General features: G+C 74.2%; 14 protein-coding genes, 1 pseudogene and 1 CRISPR repeat array (1 of these 16 running past the window's edge). Of the genes and pseudogenes, 4 read left to right on the forward strand and 11 right to left on the reverse strand.

Going from position 1 to position 19,383, the window contains the following annotated elements; all coding sequences use genetic code 11:
- Window positions 1–390: direct repeats of the CRISPR family, unit length 28 nt; unit sequence GGACCATCCCCGCGTGCGCGGGGAGCAG (it extends 65 nt beyond the left edge of the window).
- A 224-nt stretch (window positions 391–614) separates the two neighbouring features.
- Window positions 615–863, reverse strand: a complete 249-nt coding sequence (locus tag QJS33_RS23605) for a hypothetical protein (protein WP_306370249.1) — start codon at window positions 861–863, stop codon at window positions 615–617.
- Between the two features lie 200 nt (window positions 864–1,063).
- On the opposite strand from QJS33_RS23605, the gene QJS33_RS23610 reads away from it, so the two are divergent.
- Both QJS33_RS23610 and QJS33_RS23615 read left to right on the forward strand, forming a co-directional pair.
- Window positions 1,064–1,918 (forward strand): helix-turn-helix transcriptional regulator, encoded by an 855-nt coding sequence (locus QJS33_RS23610; protein WP_306370250.1) that lies wholly within the window; start codon window positions 1,064–1,066, stop codon window positions 1,916–1,918.
- The gene (locus QJS33_RS23615; RefSeq protein WP_306370251.1) at window positions 1,915–2,163 is read left to right on the forward strand and encodes a DUF397 domain-containing protein; all 249 of its coding nucleotides are present in this window, start codon (window positions 1,915–1,917) and stop codon (window positions 2,161–2,163) included. The genes QJS33_RS23610 and QJS33_RS23615 overlap by 4 nt, the downstream gene beginning before the upstream one ends.
- Before the next feature lie 68 nt (window positions 2,164–2,231).
- Here the strand turns inward: QJS33_RS23615 and QJS33_RS23620 are convergent, their stop codons facing one another.
- Window positions 2,232–2,654 carry a DUF6069 family protein gene (locus tag QJS33_RS23620; protein WP_306370252.1) on the reverse strand — a complete coding sequence of 141 codons (423 nt, stop codon included), beginning with the start codon at window positions 2,652–2,654 and terminating at the stop codon, window positions 2,232–2,234.
- 129 nt (window positions 2,655–2,783) lie between these two features.
- On the opposite strand from QJS33_RS23620, the gene QJS33_RS23625 reads away from it, so the two are divergent.
- On the forward strand, window positions 2,784–3,800 hold the full coding sequence (locus QJS33_RS23625; RefSeq protein ID WP_306370253.1) for an AraC family transcriptional regulator: 1,017 nt from the start codon (window positions 2,784–2,786) through the stop codon (window positions 3,798–3,800).
- 4 nt (window positions 3,801–3,804) lie between these two features.
- Here the strand turns inward: QJS33_RS23625 and QJS33_RS23630 are convergent, their stop codons facing one another.
- The 6 genes from QJS33_RS23630 to QJS33_RS23655 all read right to left on the reverse strand — a co-directional run bounded on the left by QJS33_RS23630 (window position 3,805) and on the right by QJS33_RS23655 (window position 14,088).
- Complete coding sequence (locus tag QJS33_RS23630; RefSeq protein ID WP_306370254.1) at window positions 3,805–4,425, reverse strand: hypothetical protein; 621 nt, start codon at window positions 4,423–4,425, stop codon at window positions 3,805–3,807.
- Window positions 4,422–6,077 carry a serine/threonine-protein kinase gene (locus QJS33_RS23635; protein WP_306370255.1) on the reverse strand — a complete coding sequence of 552 codons (1,656 nt, stop codon included), beginning with the start codon at window positions 6,075–6,077 and terminating at the stop codon, window positions 4,422–4,424. Before QJS33_RS23635 ends, QJS33_RS23630 begins: the two co-directional genes overlap by 4 nt.
- A 477-nt stretch (window positions 6,078–6,554) precedes the next feature.
- Window positions 6,555–8,465 (reverse strand): serine/threonine-protein kinase, encoded by a 1,911-nt coding sequence (locus tag QJS33_RS23640; protein WP_306370256.1) that lies wholly within the window; start codon window positions 8,463–8,465, stop codon window positions 6,555–6,557.
- A gap of 1,069 nt (window positions 8,466–9,534) precedes the next feature.
- The gene (locus QJS33_RS23645; RefSeq protein ID WP_306370262.1) at window positions 9,535–11,064 is read right to left on the reverse strand and encodes an alpha/beta hydrolase; all 1,530 of its coding nucleotides are present in this window, start codon (window positions 11,062–11,064) and stop codon (window positions 9,535–9,537) included.
- Between the two features lie 351 nt (window positions 11,065–11,415).
- Window positions 11,416–13,572 carry a CRISPR-associated protein gene (locus QJS33_RS23650; RefSeq protein ID WP_306370257.1) on the reverse strand — a complete coding sequence of 719 codons (2,157 nt, stop codon included), beginning with the start codon at window positions 13,570–13,572 and terminating at the stop codon, window positions 11,416–11,418.
- An 81-nt stretch (window positions 13,573–13,653) separates the two neighbouring features.
- Window positions 13,654–14,088 (reverse strand): hypothetical protein, encoded by a 435-nt coding sequence (locus QJS33_RS23655; protein ID WP_306370258.1) that lies wholly within the window; start codon window positions 14,086–14,088, stop codon window positions 13,654–13,656.
- A gap of 353 nt (window positions 14,089–14,441) precedes the next feature.
- Between QJS33_RS23655 and QJS33_RS23660 the strand changes: the two genes are divergently transcribed.
- Window positions 14,442–15,590, forward strand: coding sequence for a hypothetical protein (locus tag QJS33_RS23660; RefSeq protein ID WP_306370259.1), 1,149 nt, complete (start codon window positions 14,442–14,444; stop codon window positions 15,588–15,590).
- On the opposite strand, the gene QJS33_RS23665 is transcribed toward QJS33_RS23660, so the two are convergent.
- The 3 genes and pseudogenes from QJS33_RS23665 to QJS33_RS23675 form a co-directional block, all read right to left on the reverse strand.
- Window positions 15,580–17,811: a TIGR03986 family CRISPR-associated RAMP protein gene (locus tag QJS33_RS23665; protein WP_372339706.1), complete on the reverse strand. Its 2,232-nt coding sequence runs from the start codon at window positions 17,809–17,811 to the stop codon at window positions 15,580–15,582. The genes QJS33_RS23660 and QJS33_RS23665 overlap by 11 nt on opposite strands.
- Window positions 17,808–18,554 (reverse strand): hypothetical protein, encoded by a 747-nt coding sequence (locus QJS33_RS23670; RefSeq protein WP_306370260.1) that lies wholly within the window; start codon window positions 18,552–18,554, stop codon window positions 17,808–17,810. Before QJS33_RS23670 ends, QJS33_RS23665 begins: the two co-directional genes overlap by 4 nt.
- Window positions 18,551–19,383, reverse strand: a pseudogene (locus QJS33_RS23675) (CRISPR-associated protein); the annotation flags it as partial. The pseudogene QJS33_RS23675 and the gene QJS33_RS23670, both read right to left, overlap by 4 nt.

Raw genomic sequence — 19,383 nt, forward strand, 5'->3', positions numbered from 1 at the left:
CATCCCCGCGTGCGCGGGGAGCAGCTGACCGGTGTGGCCTGGGCCGGATGGCTCGTCGGACCATCCCCGCGTGCGCGGGGAGCAGACCTTGTACATGCTGGCGAGTTCCTTGCGGCGGGGACCATCCCCGCGTGCGCGGGGAGCAGCACGCTCCGTCGATCTCCAGCTCGACGCGGTAGGGACCATCCCCGCGTGCGCGGGGAGCAGCATCGCCGCCCGCTGGAGCACCTGGAGGAGGAGGGACCATCCCCGCGTGCGCGGGGAGCAGTTCCGGCCGTGAAGCGTCGGGCCCCGCGTGCGGGGACCATCCCCGCGTGCGCGGGGAGCAGGTCAGCGACCTCAGGCAGCAGCAGAAGCTGGTCGGACCATCCCCGCGTGCGCGGGGAGCAGACTTCCTGACCTGCACGGATTACATGGGCAACCAGGCGATTTTGCAACTTCTCAAGAATCGGACATTCCACTCAGGGATGTATCGCCAACTCTAGTCCTACAACTGAGGCCGCGAGTGTGGTTCTTTCGGGCAGGACTCGGCAGGAAAGTTGGGTTACAAAGCATTCACCGGGTCATTGTGCGGGTGTCCCGGCGTGGGGGTGACCGGGACACCATCGGAGCGGTCAGACCCAGACGATCTCGCCGCCGATACGGTCGGCGAGAGTGTCGGGATCCCGGAAGGAATGAAAGCCGCCGCCTCCGATGCGGCGGGCGATACCACCCTTGCCGTCCGGGGCGGTCACACCGTAGTAGTAGTGCTCCATGGTGTCGGTGTCCTCGTCCCACACGTCCACATAGAACGCTCGGGGGTGGGCGACGACCTCCTCACTCTGGTAGACAGATGCCGAGTCGGTGATGCGGTTCTCCGCCATGGGATCCCTATCGTTGGCTCGTCGGGCCCGGACGGTCTGCTTGGTAGGCGCTCCGTCCGGGCCTCCTTCGTGCGGCTTCGACGGACGCCGTCACCGTGACGCCCCTCTCACCTTCTGTTAGGCTGACACATACCATAGAGATTCACAAGCTTGTCCAACAAGAAGCATTGTGAAGCGTCCGGAATGAGAGGGTTTGGGTGATGGCGAAGGCGAAGACCGCCACACTGCGGAGCCGCTGGCTCGGCCGTCGTCTCCGCGAACTCCGCGAGGCGTCCGGGATGAGCATCGAGGAAGTGGGCGAATTCCTCCAACGGAACATGGGAACCGTGAGCCGCTTCGAGAACGGCATCTACCCCGTGCGCCGACCGGACATGATGGCCATGCTCGACCTCTTCGGAGTGAACGATCCCCGGCACCGGGAAAACCTGATGCGGTTGAGCGAAAGCGTCTGGCAGACCGGCTGGTGGGACGGGTACCCCGATGAGTTCACCGAATTCGTGGACTTCATCTGGTTGGAGGCCCAGGCGGTGGAGCAGCGGCTGTTCGACAACACCCTTCTGCCCGGACTCCTACAGACGGAACGCTATGCCGAGAGCGCCATCCGCGCAGCGGAGTTCGACAAGCCGGAAGAGCACATCCGGCAGGGCCTGGAAGTGCGGCTCCAACGCCAGCAGGAGATCCTCGAACGGGAGACGCCTCCCATCATGCAGGTCCTTTTGGACGAATCGGTGCTCCACCGCCGGGTGGGTTCCGCCGAGGTGATGAGCGAACAACTCGCCCATCTGCTGGAACTATCCCAAAGGGCGCACATCGAGCTGCGGCTTCTTCCGTTCTCCGTCGGTGCGCACGAGAGCCCCGAAGGGGCGTTCAAGTTCTTCGTGATGAACGACCCCTACCCCGACGTGGTGTACGCGGAAACGCCCAACGGAGCCTTGTACCTCGAACAGGAAGAGGTCGCTCCAGCGGCTCAGCGATATGCTCGATTGTGGGACAAGTCCCTGAGCACAGCAGAAACCGCCGAGCGCATCTCGGCCCTCATCGAGGAGCCATCGTGACCCCCGAGCCGACGTTCCAGCAGCTGTCCGAGCAGGAACGCGCCACCATCAACTGGCACATCAGCACCTACAGCGACAACGGCGGCGCGACCTGCGTCGAGGCCGGTGTGCTCGGTGACGGTTCCGGTCGGGTCGCCGTGCGGCACAGCCACCACCCCGAGGGCTCGTACATCGTCTACACCCGCCAGGAGTGGGAGGCCTTCACCCAGGGCGTCCGTGCCGGGGAGTTCGACTTCCACGGCTGACCCGAAGTGCCGTGAGGGCCGGCGACCTTGCGGTCGCCGGCCCTCACGCACGCCGGGCGGAAGCGGGGTCAGGCGGTCGGCGAAGACCTCCAGAAGGCCGGGATGACGACCGCCGCGACCACCACGTGCGAGGCGACCAGGACGGCCTCGGTGGCGGGCGTCGCGTTCACCGACAAGGACGGAACGAACGACACCAGGGTGAACAGCACGGCGACGACGGTCCACGCGATCAGCCCCCGGCGGCCCAGGAAGCGCTCGGCCAGGGCCAGCACGCCCCACCCGAGGAACGCGAAGACGACGCTGAACAGGACGAACGGGACGGCGTTGAGCGTCATGGGTTCGGCCCCCTCCGGAGCCGTCACCAAATCCGCCCCCAGCAGGGGCGCGACCAGACCCAGGAGGCCGTTGAGAAGCGCGACGGCGCCGATCGCGATGAGGCGCGGACGCCAGGGGGAGCGCGCTTCGACGGGGGCGGCGGATGTGGCGGTCATGGGAAAACTCCTCGGTCGTTGGGATACGACCGCAACGTTAGGCTCCCCGAACGAGACTTCCCATACCTGAAAAGCTCTTATAGATACTCAATCGTCCATGATTCGTGGTTCCGAGGATACGATGGCGGCATGGACGTGCTCAGCGACGTGATCGGCTCCGTACGGATGGGACGCCCCAACGCGACCCGCATCGAGTGGCACTCCCCCTGGGGCGTGCGCTTCCCCGAAGTGGCCGGGGTCGGCTTCCAGGTGGTCCTCCAGGGCTCCTGCGTCCTGACGGTGGAGGGCGAGCCCCCGGTCCACCTGGGCGTGGGCGACATCGTGTTCCTGCCCAACGGCCAGGGCCACGTGCTCTCGGAGGACACCTCCTCGCCCGTCCGGGAGCTGTGCCACCTCCTTCCCCGCGGCGGGGAGGAGACCGGCCCACCGGTGACCGAGGTGGTGTGCGGACCCCACGGTTCCCGCCCGCGCTTCGGTTCGGCCGCGATCGGGGCGGACGAACACGGGGAGCCCGCGTGCGTGACCCTGGGCGGGGCGTACCACACCTGCACGGCGCGCCCCCACCCGATGCTGGCCGGGCTGCCCCGGGTCGTACACCTGCCCGCCCGGGTGGGCACCCGCACCGAATTGGGCGCGGCGGTGGAACTCCTGGGCGGGGAGCTGGACCGTCCGCGCCCCGGCGCGGACGCGATCGTCCCCCCGCTGCTGGAGATGCTGCTGGTGTACATCCTGCGCACCTACATCGAGGAGAACCGGCACACGGCCTCCTGCGGCTGGCTGGGCATCATGCGCGACCCCGCGGTGTACGCCGCGGTGCAGGCCGTGCACAACGACCCCGCCCACCCCTGGACGGTGGCGGAGCTGGGCGAGCGGGCGGGCCTGTCCCGGGCGGCCTTCGCCAAGCGGTTCAGCGCGATGGCGGGCATGCCGCCGCTGGCGTACGTGACCTGGTGGCGGCTGACCACGGCGGCACGGATGCTCCAGGAGAACGGCGATCCGATCTCGGCCATCGCCGCGCGGGTCGGATACTCCTCGCAGTTCGCGTTCGCCAACGCCTTCAAGCGCGAGTTCGGCCTCTCTCCCGGACGCTACCGCCTGGGTGCCACGGCTCCGGGGGCACCCGCCGACGGGGTGTCGGCGGGCTGACCCCTCAGCAGCCGAACACGTCGGCCCGCGGTACCCCCTCGGCGGTGAGGCAGAGCATCGCCTCGTCGATCCCGCCGGTGGCGACCTCCGGGGCCGACACCGCCAGCACCTCCGGCAGCCCGGCCCCCGGGAAGACCAGGGTGAACGGCGCCGTCGGCGCGTCCGCGCCGAGCGCGGGCAGCTCCGAGGCCTCGGCGTCGGCCGCCGTCCCGCCCAGGGTGAACTGGTGCGGGCGCAGCCCGTAGCCGCCCTCATCGGGGTGGTAGCGGGCGGTACCGGTGACCCGGGCCCCGTCGCCGTCGCTCTCGGCGCCGGTGACGACCAGGCCGAACACCCCCGTCCCGCCGACGTACAGCACGATCCGGTCGGCGCCGTGCACCACCAGCGCGTTCAGTCCGTCCAGGGCCGGATCGGCCGGTTCCACGGCGGGCGGCTCCGCCTGCTCGGCTCCGGTCGGGGGTCCGGCGGTGGCCGGAGCCGCGGAGCGGTCGGTGAACACCGCGCCGACCGCCGCCACCGCGTAGCCGCCCGCCGCGACCAGCACCAGGACCAGCGCGGCGGCGAGCAGCAGCACCGTGGAGCGGGACCACAACCGGTACGCGAACCGGGTCAGGGGGCGGCTCATGTCGGGCACTCCTCTCCGGCGGCCGGGGCGGTGAACCCGGCCCCGGTGTCGTAACACAGGCGCAGGTCGGCGTAGCGGTCACCCGGTGCGAACGCGTAGCGCTGGTGGAAGACCACCGTCCCGCGCACGGGAGCCCCGGGGAACGACGCGGTGAAGACGGCCGGGACGGAGGCCGGGGGCAGGTCGTCCGCGCCCGGGCCGGAGAGCACCCCCTCGATCTCGTCCCCCCGCGCCCCGGCGGTGAGGTCCACCCGCGTCGAACTCACCGGCCCCACCGGCCCCTCCTCGAAACGCGGGGTGCGCAGACCGGTGATGCGGACCCCGCCGTCCTGGGCGGCGGCCTCCCGCAGGGACACCACCAGGGATTCGGAGACGAACGTGTCGCCGCCGACGACCGCCGCCGCCAGCCCCGCCGTGTCCTCGGCGGTGACCTGGGTGAACGGCTCCGGGTCGGGGACCGACGCCGTGGGCGCGTCCGGCCCGTCGGCCGGACCGGGGGACTCCGGATCGGCGGATCCCGCCCCCTCGCCCCCCGTGGCCCCGCCGGACGGGTCGGCCCCGCCGACGCCCGCCTCGCCGCCCACCGCCGCGGACTCCCCGCCCAGGCGGTACCCGGCCGCCCCCACCAGGGGAACCGCCAGTACCACCGCGGCCGCGGCAGCCAGTGTGGGCCAGGGCGACCACGAACGGCGGCGCGTACGCCCTCGTCCGGGCTCGGGTGCCCGCTCGCGCCCGGGCGACCAGTCCCCCTCCACCAGCCGGGTGACCAGGGCGGTCGGCTCGGACGCCACCAGGGTCGGGTCGGTGCCGTACCGCCCGTGGCCCACCGCGTGCAGCGCCTCCAGCGCGCTCGGCCGGACGGACGGGTCCTTGGCCAGTGCGGCGGCCACCACCCCGTGCAGCCAGCCGGGCACCCCGTCCAGGTCGGGCGGCTCCCGGCGGGTGCGCTCCAGCACCGCCGCGGTGTCGCCGCGCCCGAACGGCGGACGGCCGGTGGCCGCGTAGGCGACCATGCCGCCCCAGGCGAACATGTCCGAGGCCGGGCCCGGATCGGCGCCCCCCAGCAGTTCCGGCGCCGTCCACCCGGGGGTGCCCATGAGCATCCCGGTACGGGTGACGGCGGTGCCGTCCACGGCCCGGGCGATCCCGAAGTCCAGGACCCGCGGCCCGTCGGGGGACAGCACCACGTTGCCGGGCTTGAGGTCGCGGTGCACGACCCCGGCCCCGTGGACGGCGTGCAGCGCCTCCGCCGTCCCGGCGGCGAAGGCGGCCAGGTCGCCCTCGTCGAGCGGCCCGCGGTCGCGGATCCGGGCGGCCAGGGTGGGGCCGGGCACGTAGTCGGTGGCGATCCACGGGCTCTCGGCACCGGTGTCGGCGGCGCGCACCGCGACCGTGCACAGTCCGCCGACCCGGCGCATCAGGTCGGCCTCGCGGGCGAACCGGGCCCGGAAGACGGGGTCGGTGGCGAAGTGGGCGTGGATCACCTTGACCGCGACGCAGCGGCCGACCTCGTCGGCGGCGGCGTAGACGGCGCCCATGCCGCCCGCGCCCAGCAGGCCCGCGATCCGGTAGGGGCCGAGCCGCCGGGGATCCTCGGGGGTGAGCGGGCGCAGGTCCGGGGGGACCGGTCCGTGGGTGAAGAGTCGTGTCATCGGGCTCTCGGGGGTCTCAGAGTCTCACGGTGTCGGTGTTTCGGTGTTTCGAGATGTCCGGGGTCCGGGGGTGTTCGGGATCCGGGTCGGGGCGGCGGGGCGGCGCCGACATCCGGATACCGGCGCCATCCGGATGATCCCGGCATCCGTGTGGCCGGAGCCTCCGCCGTGGGACCGGGACCGCACCACGACCGGGAGCCTGCCCGTGTCCCCGCCCTGGAACCCCGGCCGTATTCCGATGACGCCGCCATCCGGACGTCCAGACCATCCGCATGTCCTCGGCATCCGTGTGGCCGGAGCCTCCGTGCGCCGGGTCCTCCGCCGTGGGACCGAGGCCGCACCACGACCGGGAGCCTGCCCGTGTCCCCGCCCTGGAACCCCGGCCGTATTCCGATGACGCCGCCATCCGGACGTCCAGACCATCCGCATGTCCTCGGCATCCGGATGACGAGGGCATCGCGGCAGGTCGGGGCCGGATCAGGTGGGGCAGTCGGTGAGCAGGCTCTGCTCGGGGCGGTAGTCGGACAGCGCGAAGCCCTCGTTGCCCTGGTGGACGTCGTCGCGCCAGCCGGTGGTGCCGTCGACGTCGTAGCAGTGCCCGCTGACGTCGTGCACCAGCGCTCCGAACAGCGCCGCGGGCCGGTAGGCGATGCCGCCGCGCTCGGGAGCGCCGGGCAGGAGCACGGTGGCCTCCTGGACGGGGTCGTCGGGATCCAGGGTGAGGACCGGGGTGACCGGTCCGCTCCAGTCCTCGTTGACCCCGCCGTGCACGATGACCTTGTCGCGGCCCTCGGGGTCGGTGGCCGGGTCCAGCGGCTCCAGGGCCATGAAGTCCTCCGCGTGGACGGTGTAGGAGCCCACGTGCGGGTGGTAGGTGAACCGCGCGGTGACCTCGATCCCGTCGGCGACGGCCTCGACCGACTCCCAGCACACGGTGGCCACCGGGAACCCGTCGACGGCCTCGTTGCCCAGGCCGAAGTCGGCGGTGTCGTGGTCGAGGGGGACGACGAACGGCCACACCTCGACGGAGGAGTCGGTGACGAAGAGCGAGTCGGGATCGTCGGCCGCCGCCAACAGCTCCTCGTACTCCCCGTCCGCGACGGTGTCGGGGGAGAACGGCCGCCAGGTGGCCACGGTCGCCTGGGCCGCCAGCCGTTCTTCGTCCGGCTCGCACGGGACCGGTTCCGCGGTCGCCCCGTCACCTTCCGCGGTCGCCCCGTCGCCGCCCTCCTCCCCTGTCGCGGCCTGCGACGGGGCCTCGGCGGCCAGGGCGCCCCAGGTGGCCTGGCGCAGCGGGGGCACGATCGCGGTGAGCAGCCCGGCGACGAGCACCAGCACCGCCAGGGAGGCGGCGACCAGCGGCCAGGTGCGCCGCCTGCGCCGCGGCGGGACCCAGGGGGTGTGGTCGACGGGGGCGTCGATCCGCCAGCCGGTGGCCAGCAGCCGCGCCAGGGTCTCCTGTTCGTGCCCGGCGTCGGCCGGCCCCGGAGCGAACGCCCCCGGCCCGTTCCCGCCGCCCGACCCGGACCCTCCCGCGCCGTCGTCCCCGGCCGCACCGCCCGCCCCCGGTCCGCGCAGCAGAGCGGTCATCACCTGGGCGGCGGTGGGCCGGACCCCGGGGCTGCGGTCGAGCGCATCGCGCACCAGCGGCAGCAGCCCCGGCGGCACCCCCGTCAGATCGGGGTCCTCCCGGCGGGTGCGGTGGACCAGGGTGTCGACGGGGCCGGTGCCGAACGGCTCGCGGCCGGTGGCGGCGTAGGCGATCAGCGCACCCCAGGAGAACATGTCGGCGGCGGGCGCGGGCACCGCCCCGTCGTACTGCTCGGGGGCCAGCCAGCCGGGGGTGCCCACCACGCCGCCGGTACGGGTGAGCGCCGTCTCGTCCAGGGCGCGGGCGATCCCGAAGTCCAGCACGCGCGGCCCGTCGGGGGACAGCACCACGTTGTCGGGCTTGAGGTCGCGGTGCACGATCCCGGCGGAATGGATGGAGTGCAGCGCCTCGGCGGTCCCGGCGGCCAGCGCCAGCAGGGTGTCGCCGCCCAGCGGCCCGCGGGTGGCCACATGGGCGCGCAGCGTGGGTCCGGGCGCGTACTCGGTGGCCAGCCAGGGGCGGGCCCCGGTGGTGTCGGCGGCCAGGACGCCGACGGCGCAGGTGGAGCGGACCCGGGTGAGCAGGTCCACCTCCCGGGTGAACCGGTCACGGAACTCCGGGTCGGCGGTGTGGTGCCGGTGCAGCGTCTTGACCGCGATCCGTGTGCCGTCGGGGGTCAGGGCGGCGTAGACGGTGCCCATACCGCCCGCGCCGAGTCGGCCCACCAGGCGGTAGGGGCCCAGGCGGTCGGGGTCTCCGTCCAGGAGGGGGAGGAAGCCGGTGGAGGGCGTGGTCATCGACGCTCCGGGGTGCTGAGGGGCGGTGGTCGGCGAGGACAACGTGTCCTTCTCGGACATTAGCGTCCCCGCACTTCGGATTCTCTGTTTTCCCCGCTCGGATCCCTTGTGAACGGTCCCTGGATTGTCGGTGGCGGGTGTGAGACTGGGGTCACAGTCGATGAGGTCGGGGGCTCTCCCCGACGACTCCCACACCGTTCTCCCGATGGGGGCGACACCGTCATGGGCGCGAACCCGCGGAATCCGCAACGGACCACGGTCCGGCCGGAGCGTGCCGACGACCGGCCGGGGTCGGACACCACCCGTTCCCTGCTGCTCTGCGGTATGGCCGCGGGGCCCGCGCAGTTGCTCTTCTCGCTGGTCCAGGTGTCCTGGGGAGGTCCGGACGCGGCGGCCGCGCCCGCGAACCCGTTCGTCGTCTCCGACGGGGGCTGGGCGCAGGCTCTGGTCGTGATGGCCTGCGGGGCCCTGGCCGTCGGCGGCGCGGTGGGGCTGGCCCGGGCGCTGCACGGCCGGGCGTCACAGCGTTCCACCTCGGTGTCGGTGGCGGTGTACGGGGCCTGCGTGCTGCTGAGCGGGGTGTGGGTGGTGGACCCGATGGCGGCGCCGCCGCCGGGAACGACCGAGGCGGCGGCCCCGACGCTGAAGGAGCTGGTGCGCATCGCCGGGGGTTGGGCGGCGCCGGTCGCCCTGACCCGCGCGGTGCTGGGCGGCTCGGGGTGGCTGCGCTCCACCGGCCGGGGCGGCGCGGTCCTGTACTCGTGGTCGTGCGCCCTGGTCGCCGTGGTCTGCGGGGCCGTCGCGCTCTTCGTGCCCGCGGCCGCCGGTGCGGCGGCCTGGATCGCGGCGCCGGTGCTGTGGACGTGGCTGCCGGTGTTCTTCGCCCAGGTCCTGTGGGAGCCGTCCGCCGCGCGCCCGGCCCCGCAAGGCCCGGACCCCGCGCGGCGCCCGGTGGTGCCCGCCCCGCGCCGCCCCCGCCGCCCCCTCCCCGAACCGGGGGACCCCGTCGCACGGAGCGGCCGTACGGCGGGGTCTCCTCCATGCCCGGCCCCGGTCCACCGCCCCCGCCTCACGATTCGGGGCAGATCAGCCCTTCGGGCGGTACTTCACCGCCGATCAGGTAGGCGTCCACCGCCTCCTCCACACACGGCACCCGACCCGCCCCGTACAGGGTGTGGCCGCCGCCCTCGTAGGTGACCAGAACCGCGCTCTCCAGCCGCCCGGCCAGTTCCCGGGACCAGGCGTAGGGGGTGGCCGGGTCGCCCACCGCGCCGACGACCACCACCGGCGGGGCGTCGGGGGCGGTGAACCCGGTGGGCGGCCGTTCGGCGTGCTGCCAGTGCGCGCAGGGCAACTGCTCCCAGACGGTGTCGGCGCCGAACAGCGGGGACAGCTCCACGGCCCGCGCGGCCGCGTCCCGGTACTCGGTCACATCCGTGGGCGAGGCGTGGTCGGCGCAGGTGACGGCGGTGTAGGCGGCGCGCGGGTCGCCGTGGTCGCCACCGGTCCCGGGCCCCGCCTCCTCCCCGCCCAGGCCGCCGAACAGCTCCTCGTACAGGGCGAGGAGCTCCCCGCCCGACTCCCCCGGCTGCTCCCGGGTCAGGGCGGCGAACGCGTCGGCCAACAGGTCCCAGGCCCCCTCCCGGTACAGCGCGGCGGTGGCCATGAGCAGCAACAGCCCGCCGTCCACCGGGATGCCGTCGGCGGAGGCGGGGTCCCGGTCCAGCTTCTCGAAGAGTTCGCGGGCCACCGTGTCGGGGTCGGCCCCGGGTGTGAAGGGGCAGTCCGCCTCGGTCGCGGCGCAGTGGTCGACGAACCGCTCCCATGCGGCCTGGAACGCGGCGGCCTGGTCCAGCGCCGTCTCGACGGTGGAGGCGTCGGTGTCCACCGCGGCGTCCAGGACCAGGGCCCGGGTCCGCTCGGGGTACATGTGCGCGTACAGCGCGCCGATGTGGGTGCCGTAGGAGTAGCCCACGTACGTCAGGGTGTCGTCGCCAAGCGCGTCGCGGACGATGTCCAGGTCGCGCACGACGTTGACGGTGCCGATCTCGGTCAGGGCCTCCTCCCCCGCCGTCTCGGTGCACGAACGCGCGTAACGCCGGGCGGTGTCGTCCAGAGGCTGTAGGTCGACCTCGGTGAGGTGGCGGGGGTGGGTGTCCGAGACCGCCTGCCGGGCGTCCTCCATGGCGTAGCGGTCGCCGCAGCTCAGCGCGCCGCTGGCGCCGACACCGCGCGGGTCGAAGGACACCAGGTCGAAGGACGCGCGGATCCGGTCGGAGAAGACGGTGTCGTGGAACATACCGGTGCCGGGGACGCCGGGACCGCCGGGGTTGACCACCAGGGACCCGATCGGCTCCTGGGGCGACCCGTCGGAGGGCGACCGGATCAGGGCCAGTTCGAGGGTCTCCCCGTCGGGGCGGTCGTGGTCGAGCGGGACGGTGACGGTCCCGCACTCCAGGGGTGCCTCCCGGCCGGGGCAGTCGGCCCAGGCGATCTCCTGCCCGGCGTAGCGTTCGGGGACCTCCTCGGCGGTGGGCTCCGCGACGGGCGGCGGCAGGCAGGCGGCGAGCAGCAGTGCCGTCGCCGCGGCGGACCCCATGCGCACCGGCCGCACCACCGTCAGGGCTCCGTTCCCCGCCCGAATCTCGGCCGGTCCCCTCCCATCCTCCCTGTTCGGGGCGCAGGTTCCCAGACAGGACACGGCCCGGTCCCGCAGACCGCGCCACCGGTGCCCACGGCGGCACGAAGACATGAACGACACCGGGCGCACCCGCCCCCGCGCGGCCCCCTCACAGGGAGCCGGCGTCGATGTCCCACAGGCCGGGCGGCACCGCAAGATCGGCGACCGGTTCCCGGACAGGACACGGCCCGGTCCCGCAGACCGCGCCGCCGGTGCCCGCGACGGCACGGGGACATGAACGGCACCGGGCGCACCCCCCGCACAACCCCCTCACAGGGAGCTGGCGTCGATGTCCCACAGGCCGGGCGGCACCGCGGGGTCGGCGACCACCAGCACCGGCCGCTGCGGGTCGCCGAAGCCCCAGCCGTCCCCGCCGCCCTCCTCCGGCTCCTCGTGGGTGATCCAGGCGACCAGCTCGGCGGCCCGTCCCACGTCACCGCCCGGCCGGGTCAGCGCCATCACCTTCCCGGCCACGTCGCAGCGCAGGTTGAGGTGGCCGGTGGCCGCGGAGACGCTCTGCGCCCAGGCGCCCCGGCTCACCCTGCGGACCGCGCCCGAGCGGACGGGGCGGCTCCAGGTCGGAGCCGCCAGGCCCAGGGCCCGGTCGTCGAAGGTGAGCACCAGCGCCGGGCGCTCCCGGGCCGTGTCGGCGGCCGGCGGATCGGCCAGGGAGCGGTCGACCCACAATCCCACCGGGCCGCTCGCCGCGCGGACCAGGCGCTCGGCCGCGGCCGCCACCAGGGGGACGTCCACCTGCGCGGCGCCCTGCGGGCACACCGCGTCGGCCAGGGGGCCGGCCAGCGGCGCGTACCCGTCCAGGACCAGGGACCAGTCCACCACCGCCCGGCCCTGCACGGCGGCCCCGCCGTGGGTCAGGCACACCACTTTCCGATCGCGCACCACCTGGCAGGCGACGCACGCCCCCGAACGGCGGGCGGCCAGGGCCAGGCCCAGGCTCATCGCCTTGGTGCCGGTGGTGACGTCCACGACCACCGGTCGGCCGGGGTCCTCGGCACGCATCCCCGCGATCCAGGTGTGCGCGGCGTCGGCGACGGACCCGGCGCTGGAGCCGTCCACCGGGTCGGCGGCGAACCGGATGCGGTCGCGGTGCCCGGAGGCGCGCAGCCCGTCCGCGTCCGGTACCGGGGTGCCGGGGTGTTCGGCGGCGTACAGGGCGCGCGCCGCCGCCTCGCGCACTCCCGCGCGCACCCCCTGGCGGGAGGAGAGCAGCAGCGCCCGCTCGGGCCGGTGGGCGTGCACGGCCGACAGCAGGCCCAGACGGCTACTGCCCAGCGCGGTGACCAGGATGGGGGCCGCCGAGGCCCCGGTCACCGCGCACACCGGGGCGGGCGTCGCCACGGGAGGCGCCACCGGCCGCACCGCGGAGGGCACCACGGCCCGCGCCGCCGGCGCCGGGGCGGCCTGTCCGGGGAAGAACACCTTGCGCAGCGCCTCCGCATCGGTCAGGCGGGAGCGCAGGTCGTCCAGACTCCACACCTGCACCTGGGAGGAGCTCAGCGCCGGGCTGTGCGCGGCGATGCGCTCGCGCAGCCCGGGCACGGCGGGCCCGGTGTGCACGAACAGCACCTTGGCGACGTTGCCGAACACGCGCCGGGCCTTGGCGACGGTCCACCCGGCGCGGGCGACCACCTCCTCCGCTCCGCTCTTGACCTCCACGCACAGCACCCGGTGCCGAAAGCGGACCAGGGCATCGAAGTCGGCGATGGAATCGGCCGGATGGCGCGGATCGGCGACCCGGCGCGGCCCCAGCACCTCCACGCCTTCCCGGCCCCGGGTGATGCGCCGCAGGTGGCGCAGCACGTCGGCCTCGTTGACGACCCCGCGCACCTCCGTGGGGTGCAGGCCGGGGAAGGCCTCGCGCAGGGTGCGGGCGCCGCCGCGCAGGGCGGCGCGCACGGTGGCGGGATCGCGGTCGGAGAGCCAGCGGGCGCCGTGGACGCCGGCGAGGACGCCCAGGTCGATACCGGCATCGGCGACCGGCAGCGGCGGTTCGCCGGGGTCGACGGGGCGCAGCAGGTCGGAGGCGGGGTCGAGGTAATGACAGCTGAACGCCGTGGCCTCGGGACCGGCCGCGGCGCCGCCCCGGTACAGGGCGGCGGCCACGCTCATGACCTTGGTGCCGCCGGTGTAGTCGAGGTGGCGGGGTGCGGCGCCGTGGTCGCGGTGGATCCGCTCCAGGGCGGCGGTGACCCCGGCCGGGTCGTGCGGGTCGGGCCCCACCCCCTCCACCCGCACGGTGCGGTCGGGGGCGAGCCGGGCCAGGGCGGCGGCCGTACGTTCGGCCAGGGGTCGGGTGCCGTCGCTGCTCAGCAGGACGATCCGGTCGGCCGGCAGGGTGAGCGAGGACAGCAGTGCCGGGGTGGGGTTGCGGCCGACCAGAACGACGGCGACGCGGGGAGTGTCCACGGCGTCCTTTTCCACGCGGGGGCGTTGTTCGTTTCGTGGGGGACAACGCTATCCCGTGGGTAAAGGTAATACTCGAACCCGTTACGTCCGTTTCGTCGTGCCGTCGATTCGGCCGACCCCTTTCCCCTTGGTCGGCACGCTCCTCTTGGCCGAAACGGGCGACTTCCGCGGCCGCCGCCCGCTGACCACGAACGATCGGCAGGCGGTGACCACGCCACTATGGTCCCTGACCAGGTCGGAGGGGATCAGCAGGTCGTCACGCTCGGGATGGGCGAAGCCGACCACGGACGAGACGATGAGCCACACTCCCGGTTTCGGCTCGGGCAGATTGGCCCTGGTACGCCGTTCGGCGATCAGCGGCACCGGCCCCGGGCAGGTGGAGTCGTCCAGGTGCCCCACGGGAACCCGCTCGGCCTCGACCCTGGCGGGGTCGGCCGCCCCGGGCCAGGTGCCGATGACCTTCGCCTCATCGTCCACGACTGTCACCACATGCGGCGTCAGGTTGAGCACCGGCATCCGGCGACCTCCGTTCCTCTCTCACAGCGCGTCCCCCACGGCCGCGCCCGCCCCTTCCGGGACTCACCGCAGTCTCTCGGACAGGGACGATCAAGCGCCGGGAACGACATGCCGCCGACTCCTCCGGGGCTCCAGTGGCCATTGATTCAGATGTCCGATTTATGGATTTCTATATTGTTTTATATGCCTTAGGGACCGGGGTCGATAATTGACAGTTGGTCGCTTCAGTCCTAGTTTGTTAGGTGGTCTCCCGTTGACTCGGGAGTGCCACCTGAGGTCTCACGTACTCGCACACGCTTCTCCGGAGGGCTGGGGAAGCGACCCGGCCCCGGAACACCCGGGGAGAAGAGTTCGTGAGCACGCACCACTGCTCCGCCTGGGAGCTGTTCGGCTCCGCCGCCTTCCTGCGCGTCTTCACACGCGTCCTGGGGTGCGGGCCCTGCTCCGCGGACGGAACCGCACAGGGCTGCTCGGGCCACGCCGAGCAGTTCTGCGACTACGTCGACCTGTGCGCCGAGCACTGCCCGTGCCCGGACCACGGCGGCGACCCCGACGGTGTCATCGCCGTGCGCATGAAGCGTGCGGCACCCGTCGGGGAGGCGGTCGACCGGACCGCCGCGCACCGGCTGCGCGATGCCCTGGACGACGTGCGCCGCGACCGGTCGTACAAGAACCTGCGCCACGTCTACCCCCAGCCCACCGCCGACGGGCGGGTGCGCTGCGCGTTCTCCGAACGCCCCCGGCGCTGGGCCCAACGCCGCGACGTGGCCCGCCTGGCCACCGACGTGGTCGAGCAGGAGGCGCTGGCCATGCTCGTGCTCACCGCGGGCTGGGGCAACCCCGCAGCCGACCTGCCCGAGGACATCTCCCCCGGCGAGACCGTCTCCTTCACCGAGGACGGCAGCGCGGTGCCCGTCGCCGACCTGCACGGCCGCGGCCTGGGCGGCCCCAAGGAGGCGCCGATGGTCTCCACCGCCACCGGCGACTACCTCCTGCGCAAGCTCGCCGAGCTGGCCGCCGGCCGCGACGCCGACCCCGGGCGCACCCCCGACCAACGGCGCCGCCTCCTGCTGCGCCGCCTGCTGCCGGCCCTGAGCGGCGAGGACGTCGCCCGCAGGCTCACCGGGGTCCTGGGGCGTATGGCGGTGGACATGCCCACCCACTTCGCCCTGGTGCAGCAGGCCCGGGGCCGGGCCCGCAGCGCCCCCTACGCCCCCGTGCCGGACACCCCGGTGGTCCGGGACGAGGCCGATCCCGAGCGCCGCGAAGTGCTCAGCGAGGAGGAGAAGATGTGGCTGGAGCGGACCGCTCTGGAGCTGTCCGCCCGCGCGCAGGAGCGGCGGGCCGCCCTGGAGGCCGACCCCCGGGGCACCCTGGACACCCTGCTGTGCGCGATCCTGGAGGAGGGGCGGGGCGTGCCCGACCGCTGGGCGGACGCCCAGGACGACCCGGACCGACGCGCCGACCTCATCGACGCGCTGACCGAGGTCATCACCGGCTGAGCAGGCCGGCCGCCGCGTAACGGTCGACCAACGGGGGCAGGACCGGGTACTCGGCGAACGCGCGCAGCGGCATCACCGCCGTGTCCTCCCAGGGCAGCCGGTACCGCCAGCGCGCGGCCAGCAGCACGTCCACGGCCTGGTCCACCTCCCGCCACCGGGACGGGTCGCCGTTTCCGGAGAGCCGTCGTGCCGTCAGCGCGCCGTCGAAGGCGTCCAACAGCGCCCGCACCCGGGCGGCGTCGGCGCGCTCCACCCCGGCCGCCGGGTCCGGGGACAGCGCCCGGGCCCGCCGGTCCACCAGGTGCAGCCGCGGTCGCAGATGGACGCTGCCCATCCCCAGCGACTTGCCCATGCCCATCTTGTGCGCGTACTCCGGATCGGCCGGGTCGCCGCCGTCCACCGGGTTGTCCAGCAGCAGGGACCGCAGCAGGGCGCCCAGCTCCCCGTCGGTGAGGTTGGTGAAGGTGATCCGCGACCGGAACTCCAGCCCGTCGCGGAGCGGGACGATGTCGCGCTGGGTGTCCCGGGGCGGCTCGTGGTCGCCCCCGGGTACCAGCACCTCCAGGCCCGGATCCTCCCGGGCCGCGTCGTCATAGCGCACCGGCGAGCCCAGATCGTCGCGGTGCCGGTGCAGGTAGACCTTGTAGCCGTTGAGCCGCACCCGCCCCTCGTGCGCCCACGTGATGACGTCGGCCCTGCCCCCGGCCGCGTCCGGGCCCTGGAGCAGGTAGTTGGCGAAGCAGCCGCGCTGGGGGGAGAGCAGCCGCACCCGCAGGGCCGCTCCGTCGGGGTAGTCCGGATCGGGGTCGGTGCACACCGCGTTGCCGAAGAACACCCGCCCCTTGGAGGCGGGCGACTCACCCGCGAACGTGTCCACGTCCCCGAACAGGGCCCGGCCCACGTCCACCGGCCGCCCCGCGCGATCGGCCCGGTCGGCGTCCCCGTGCTGGGGGCTGAGCAGCGCCTCCGGCACCGCCCGGCGGATCGGGTCGTCGTCGCTGACCGCGATCCGGTAGCCGCCCGAACGGCCGAAGGACGCCACCGACCCCCGGGAGTCCACATCGAACCAGACCGGTTCCATACCGCGGCGGGGCAGTCCGCCGCCGCCGGCCCCGCCGACCCGCTCGCGTTCGGGGTCCCCCTCCTCCGTACCGAGCCCGTCGGGGAACGCGGCCCGCTGGTACCCGGTGATCTGCTCGGCCGACTCGAACATCTCCACCAGGGCGTCGGGGACGCGCAGCCGCCCGGTGCGCAGATCCGGCGGCCGGGGGAACAGGTAGGCGTTGCGGCGCTCGCCCGCGGCCGCGCCGGTGAGCACCACCAGGGCCGGGACGACCCCGCCCCGGCCCAGGTCGCGGGCGTCGATCCGGTGCGCGGCCAGGTGCGCGCGGGCCTCCTGCTCCGTCGGGGCGACCGCGGAGACGCGCCGTTCCCCCGGCAGGTGAACGGCGTACACCCAGCGGTACTGCAACCGGCCGTGCTGTTCGTGGGTGGTGGGCACGTACGAGGTGCCCCGGGGGGTGTCCGGCAGGTCCGCCACCCCGAAATCCCACCGTTCGAGGCTTTTCCGCAGCACCGCGAACGGCACTTTCAACGCCTGGCCGCGCTCCCCGCCGGGCCCGGCGGCCGGGACCTCCACGATGTACCAGCGGTCGCGGGAGCGCTCATGGAACAGGAAGCCCTGCCGGGTGCGCAGGCCCGCCCGCCGCCTGCGGTACTGGGAGTGGCGCAGCGCCATCACCGAGCGGGTGCGGGGCGACAGCGTGCTGTCGGCCGAGGCCGGGTCGATGCGCACCGGCGCCCGGAAGAACAGCATCGGCGTGTTGACCGGTCCGGTCTCCCCGCTGGTGAGCATACGCAAGGTGTTGCGGACCAGGCCGCGCAGCCCCGAACCCGGCAGCACGGGCAGCGGGGTCTCGCCGTGCGGCAGCCGCAGGGAGCGGCTCACCCCGCCCCGGTCCGGGGTGCGGCCCACGAAGGTGGGGGTGAGGGTCGTCAGGGTCAGGTCGATCCACCCCGAATGGGTGCCGCGCACCGTGTGGTCGTGGCTGCGCAGCAGGTCGCCGCTGTCGTATCCGCCGTGCAGGTCGGCGGCGGGCATGGGGTCGGCGGCCATGCGGACCGCGCCGTAGGGTGCGGTGGCACGCGCCGGGGCGTCCTGCCCGGCGGGGCGGGAGCGGTCGGTGCCGCCCAGGCGTGAGGCCACATCGCGGGGGTTCACCACAGCGTCCCCCCGACGGGTTCGTCCCCGGTGCCCGGGTCGAACACCGGACCGGTCGGCTTGGGTCCGGTGGACAGGCCGGTCAGCCGGTGGAAGGCCACCCCCACGGTGCCGGTGCCGGGGTCCTGCGCCCAGTATTCGCGCACGGTCAGCCAGCTCCCGGCCCCCTCGGCGATGGCACGGCCCCCGCGGACGCGGCGCACCCGCGCGGAGAAGTCGGTCCACACGACCGGCAGGACCGCGCGCGCCCCGGAGGGCTCGGCGGTCACGGTCAGCGGCACCCCCTCACCCGGGGAGCGGCCGTGCTCGGGCCCGGTCCAGCCCTGGAGCAGGAAGGAGCGGTCGCGCGGGCGCAGCCACGGGGGGACCTCGCCGGGGGCATCGGCGCTGATCCACCCGGTCCGGCCGCCCTCACCGATCCGGATCTGGGCGTGGGCGGCGAACACCAGCACCTCCAGAACACGGACCCGGTCGGCGGGCGCGACCGGCGGCGGCGCCGACAGGTCGGCGGTACCGGGCCCGTCCGAGCGGTGCCAGCGGTCCCGCGGGCAGACACCGGTGATGCGGCCGTCGCCCAGCTCGGCCAGCAGCCACTGCGGCGTGTCCGGATCGCCGGGCGTGCCGGGCACGCCGGCGTCGAGCGGACTGCAACGGGTGCCCCGCACGAAGACGTCGTCGAAGACCGCGTCGATCTCCGCGGCGTCCAACCTGCGCACGGTCACCCCAGCGGGGGCGTCGGTCACGGTCGTCCTCCTTCCCGTCGGGACGCATCGGGTCCGGTGCCGCCGGAGACCGTGTCACCGGAGACCAGGGGGCGCAGGGCGGCCACCCACTCCCGGACGGCCGCCGCGTCCGGGCCGTCGGGGGTGAACACCGCCGCGATCAGGTCGACGCGCCGCTGCGGCCCCCCACCGTGGGACACCAGTTCCGCGCGGACCGCGCTCACCCGGCCGTGGCCCACGCCCGAGCCCGCCCCCAGCGTGTCGAAGGGCACCGTCGCCAGGTCGCGGACGACGAGCGCGCACAGGCCCAGGACGGCGTCGTCGGGGTCCTCGATGTCGAACACGGCCTCGGCGGTCCCCCCGCACTGGAGGTCGTGGGTGAACAGGCGGCCGTCCACGGAGTCCCCGAACAGGGGGTCCACGGTCATCCGGGTGGCCGTCACCAGCGCTCCCCCGGTGATCGCCGGGACCTCCCGCAGCCGCACCCGGGAGGGGCGGGGGGCGGCGCCCCGCGCCGGGGTGTCGGCGCCCCACCAGTGGCCGAACCAGTCCCACAACCGCGGCCCGGATCCGCCCAGGGCCTGGGCGGCGTCCCGTACCGACCGCGCCGCGATCCGCTTGACCAGCGCGAACAGGGCGGTGTCGCCGAGCACCGGGGCGGTCCGCACCTCGCCCTTGTCGGGGTCCTCGACCACCGGGCGCGACCGGTGGGCCCGGTCCGCCTCACCGAGCCGATCGCCTGCGGGGATGTCCCCGACCGACAGCAACCCGGGCCGCAGGGCGTCCGGCGGCGGCGCCAGCGGGTCCTCGCGTTCGGCCACCGTCAGGGTCAGGCGCAGCTCGGCCCGGC

Origin of the sequence: Nocardiopsis sp. CC223A (assembly GCF_030766825.1) — a bacterium.
In the GTDB taxonomy this organism is placed as follows: domain Bacteria; phylum Actinomycetota; class Actinomycetes; order Streptosporangiales; family Streptosporangiaceae; genus Nocardiopsis.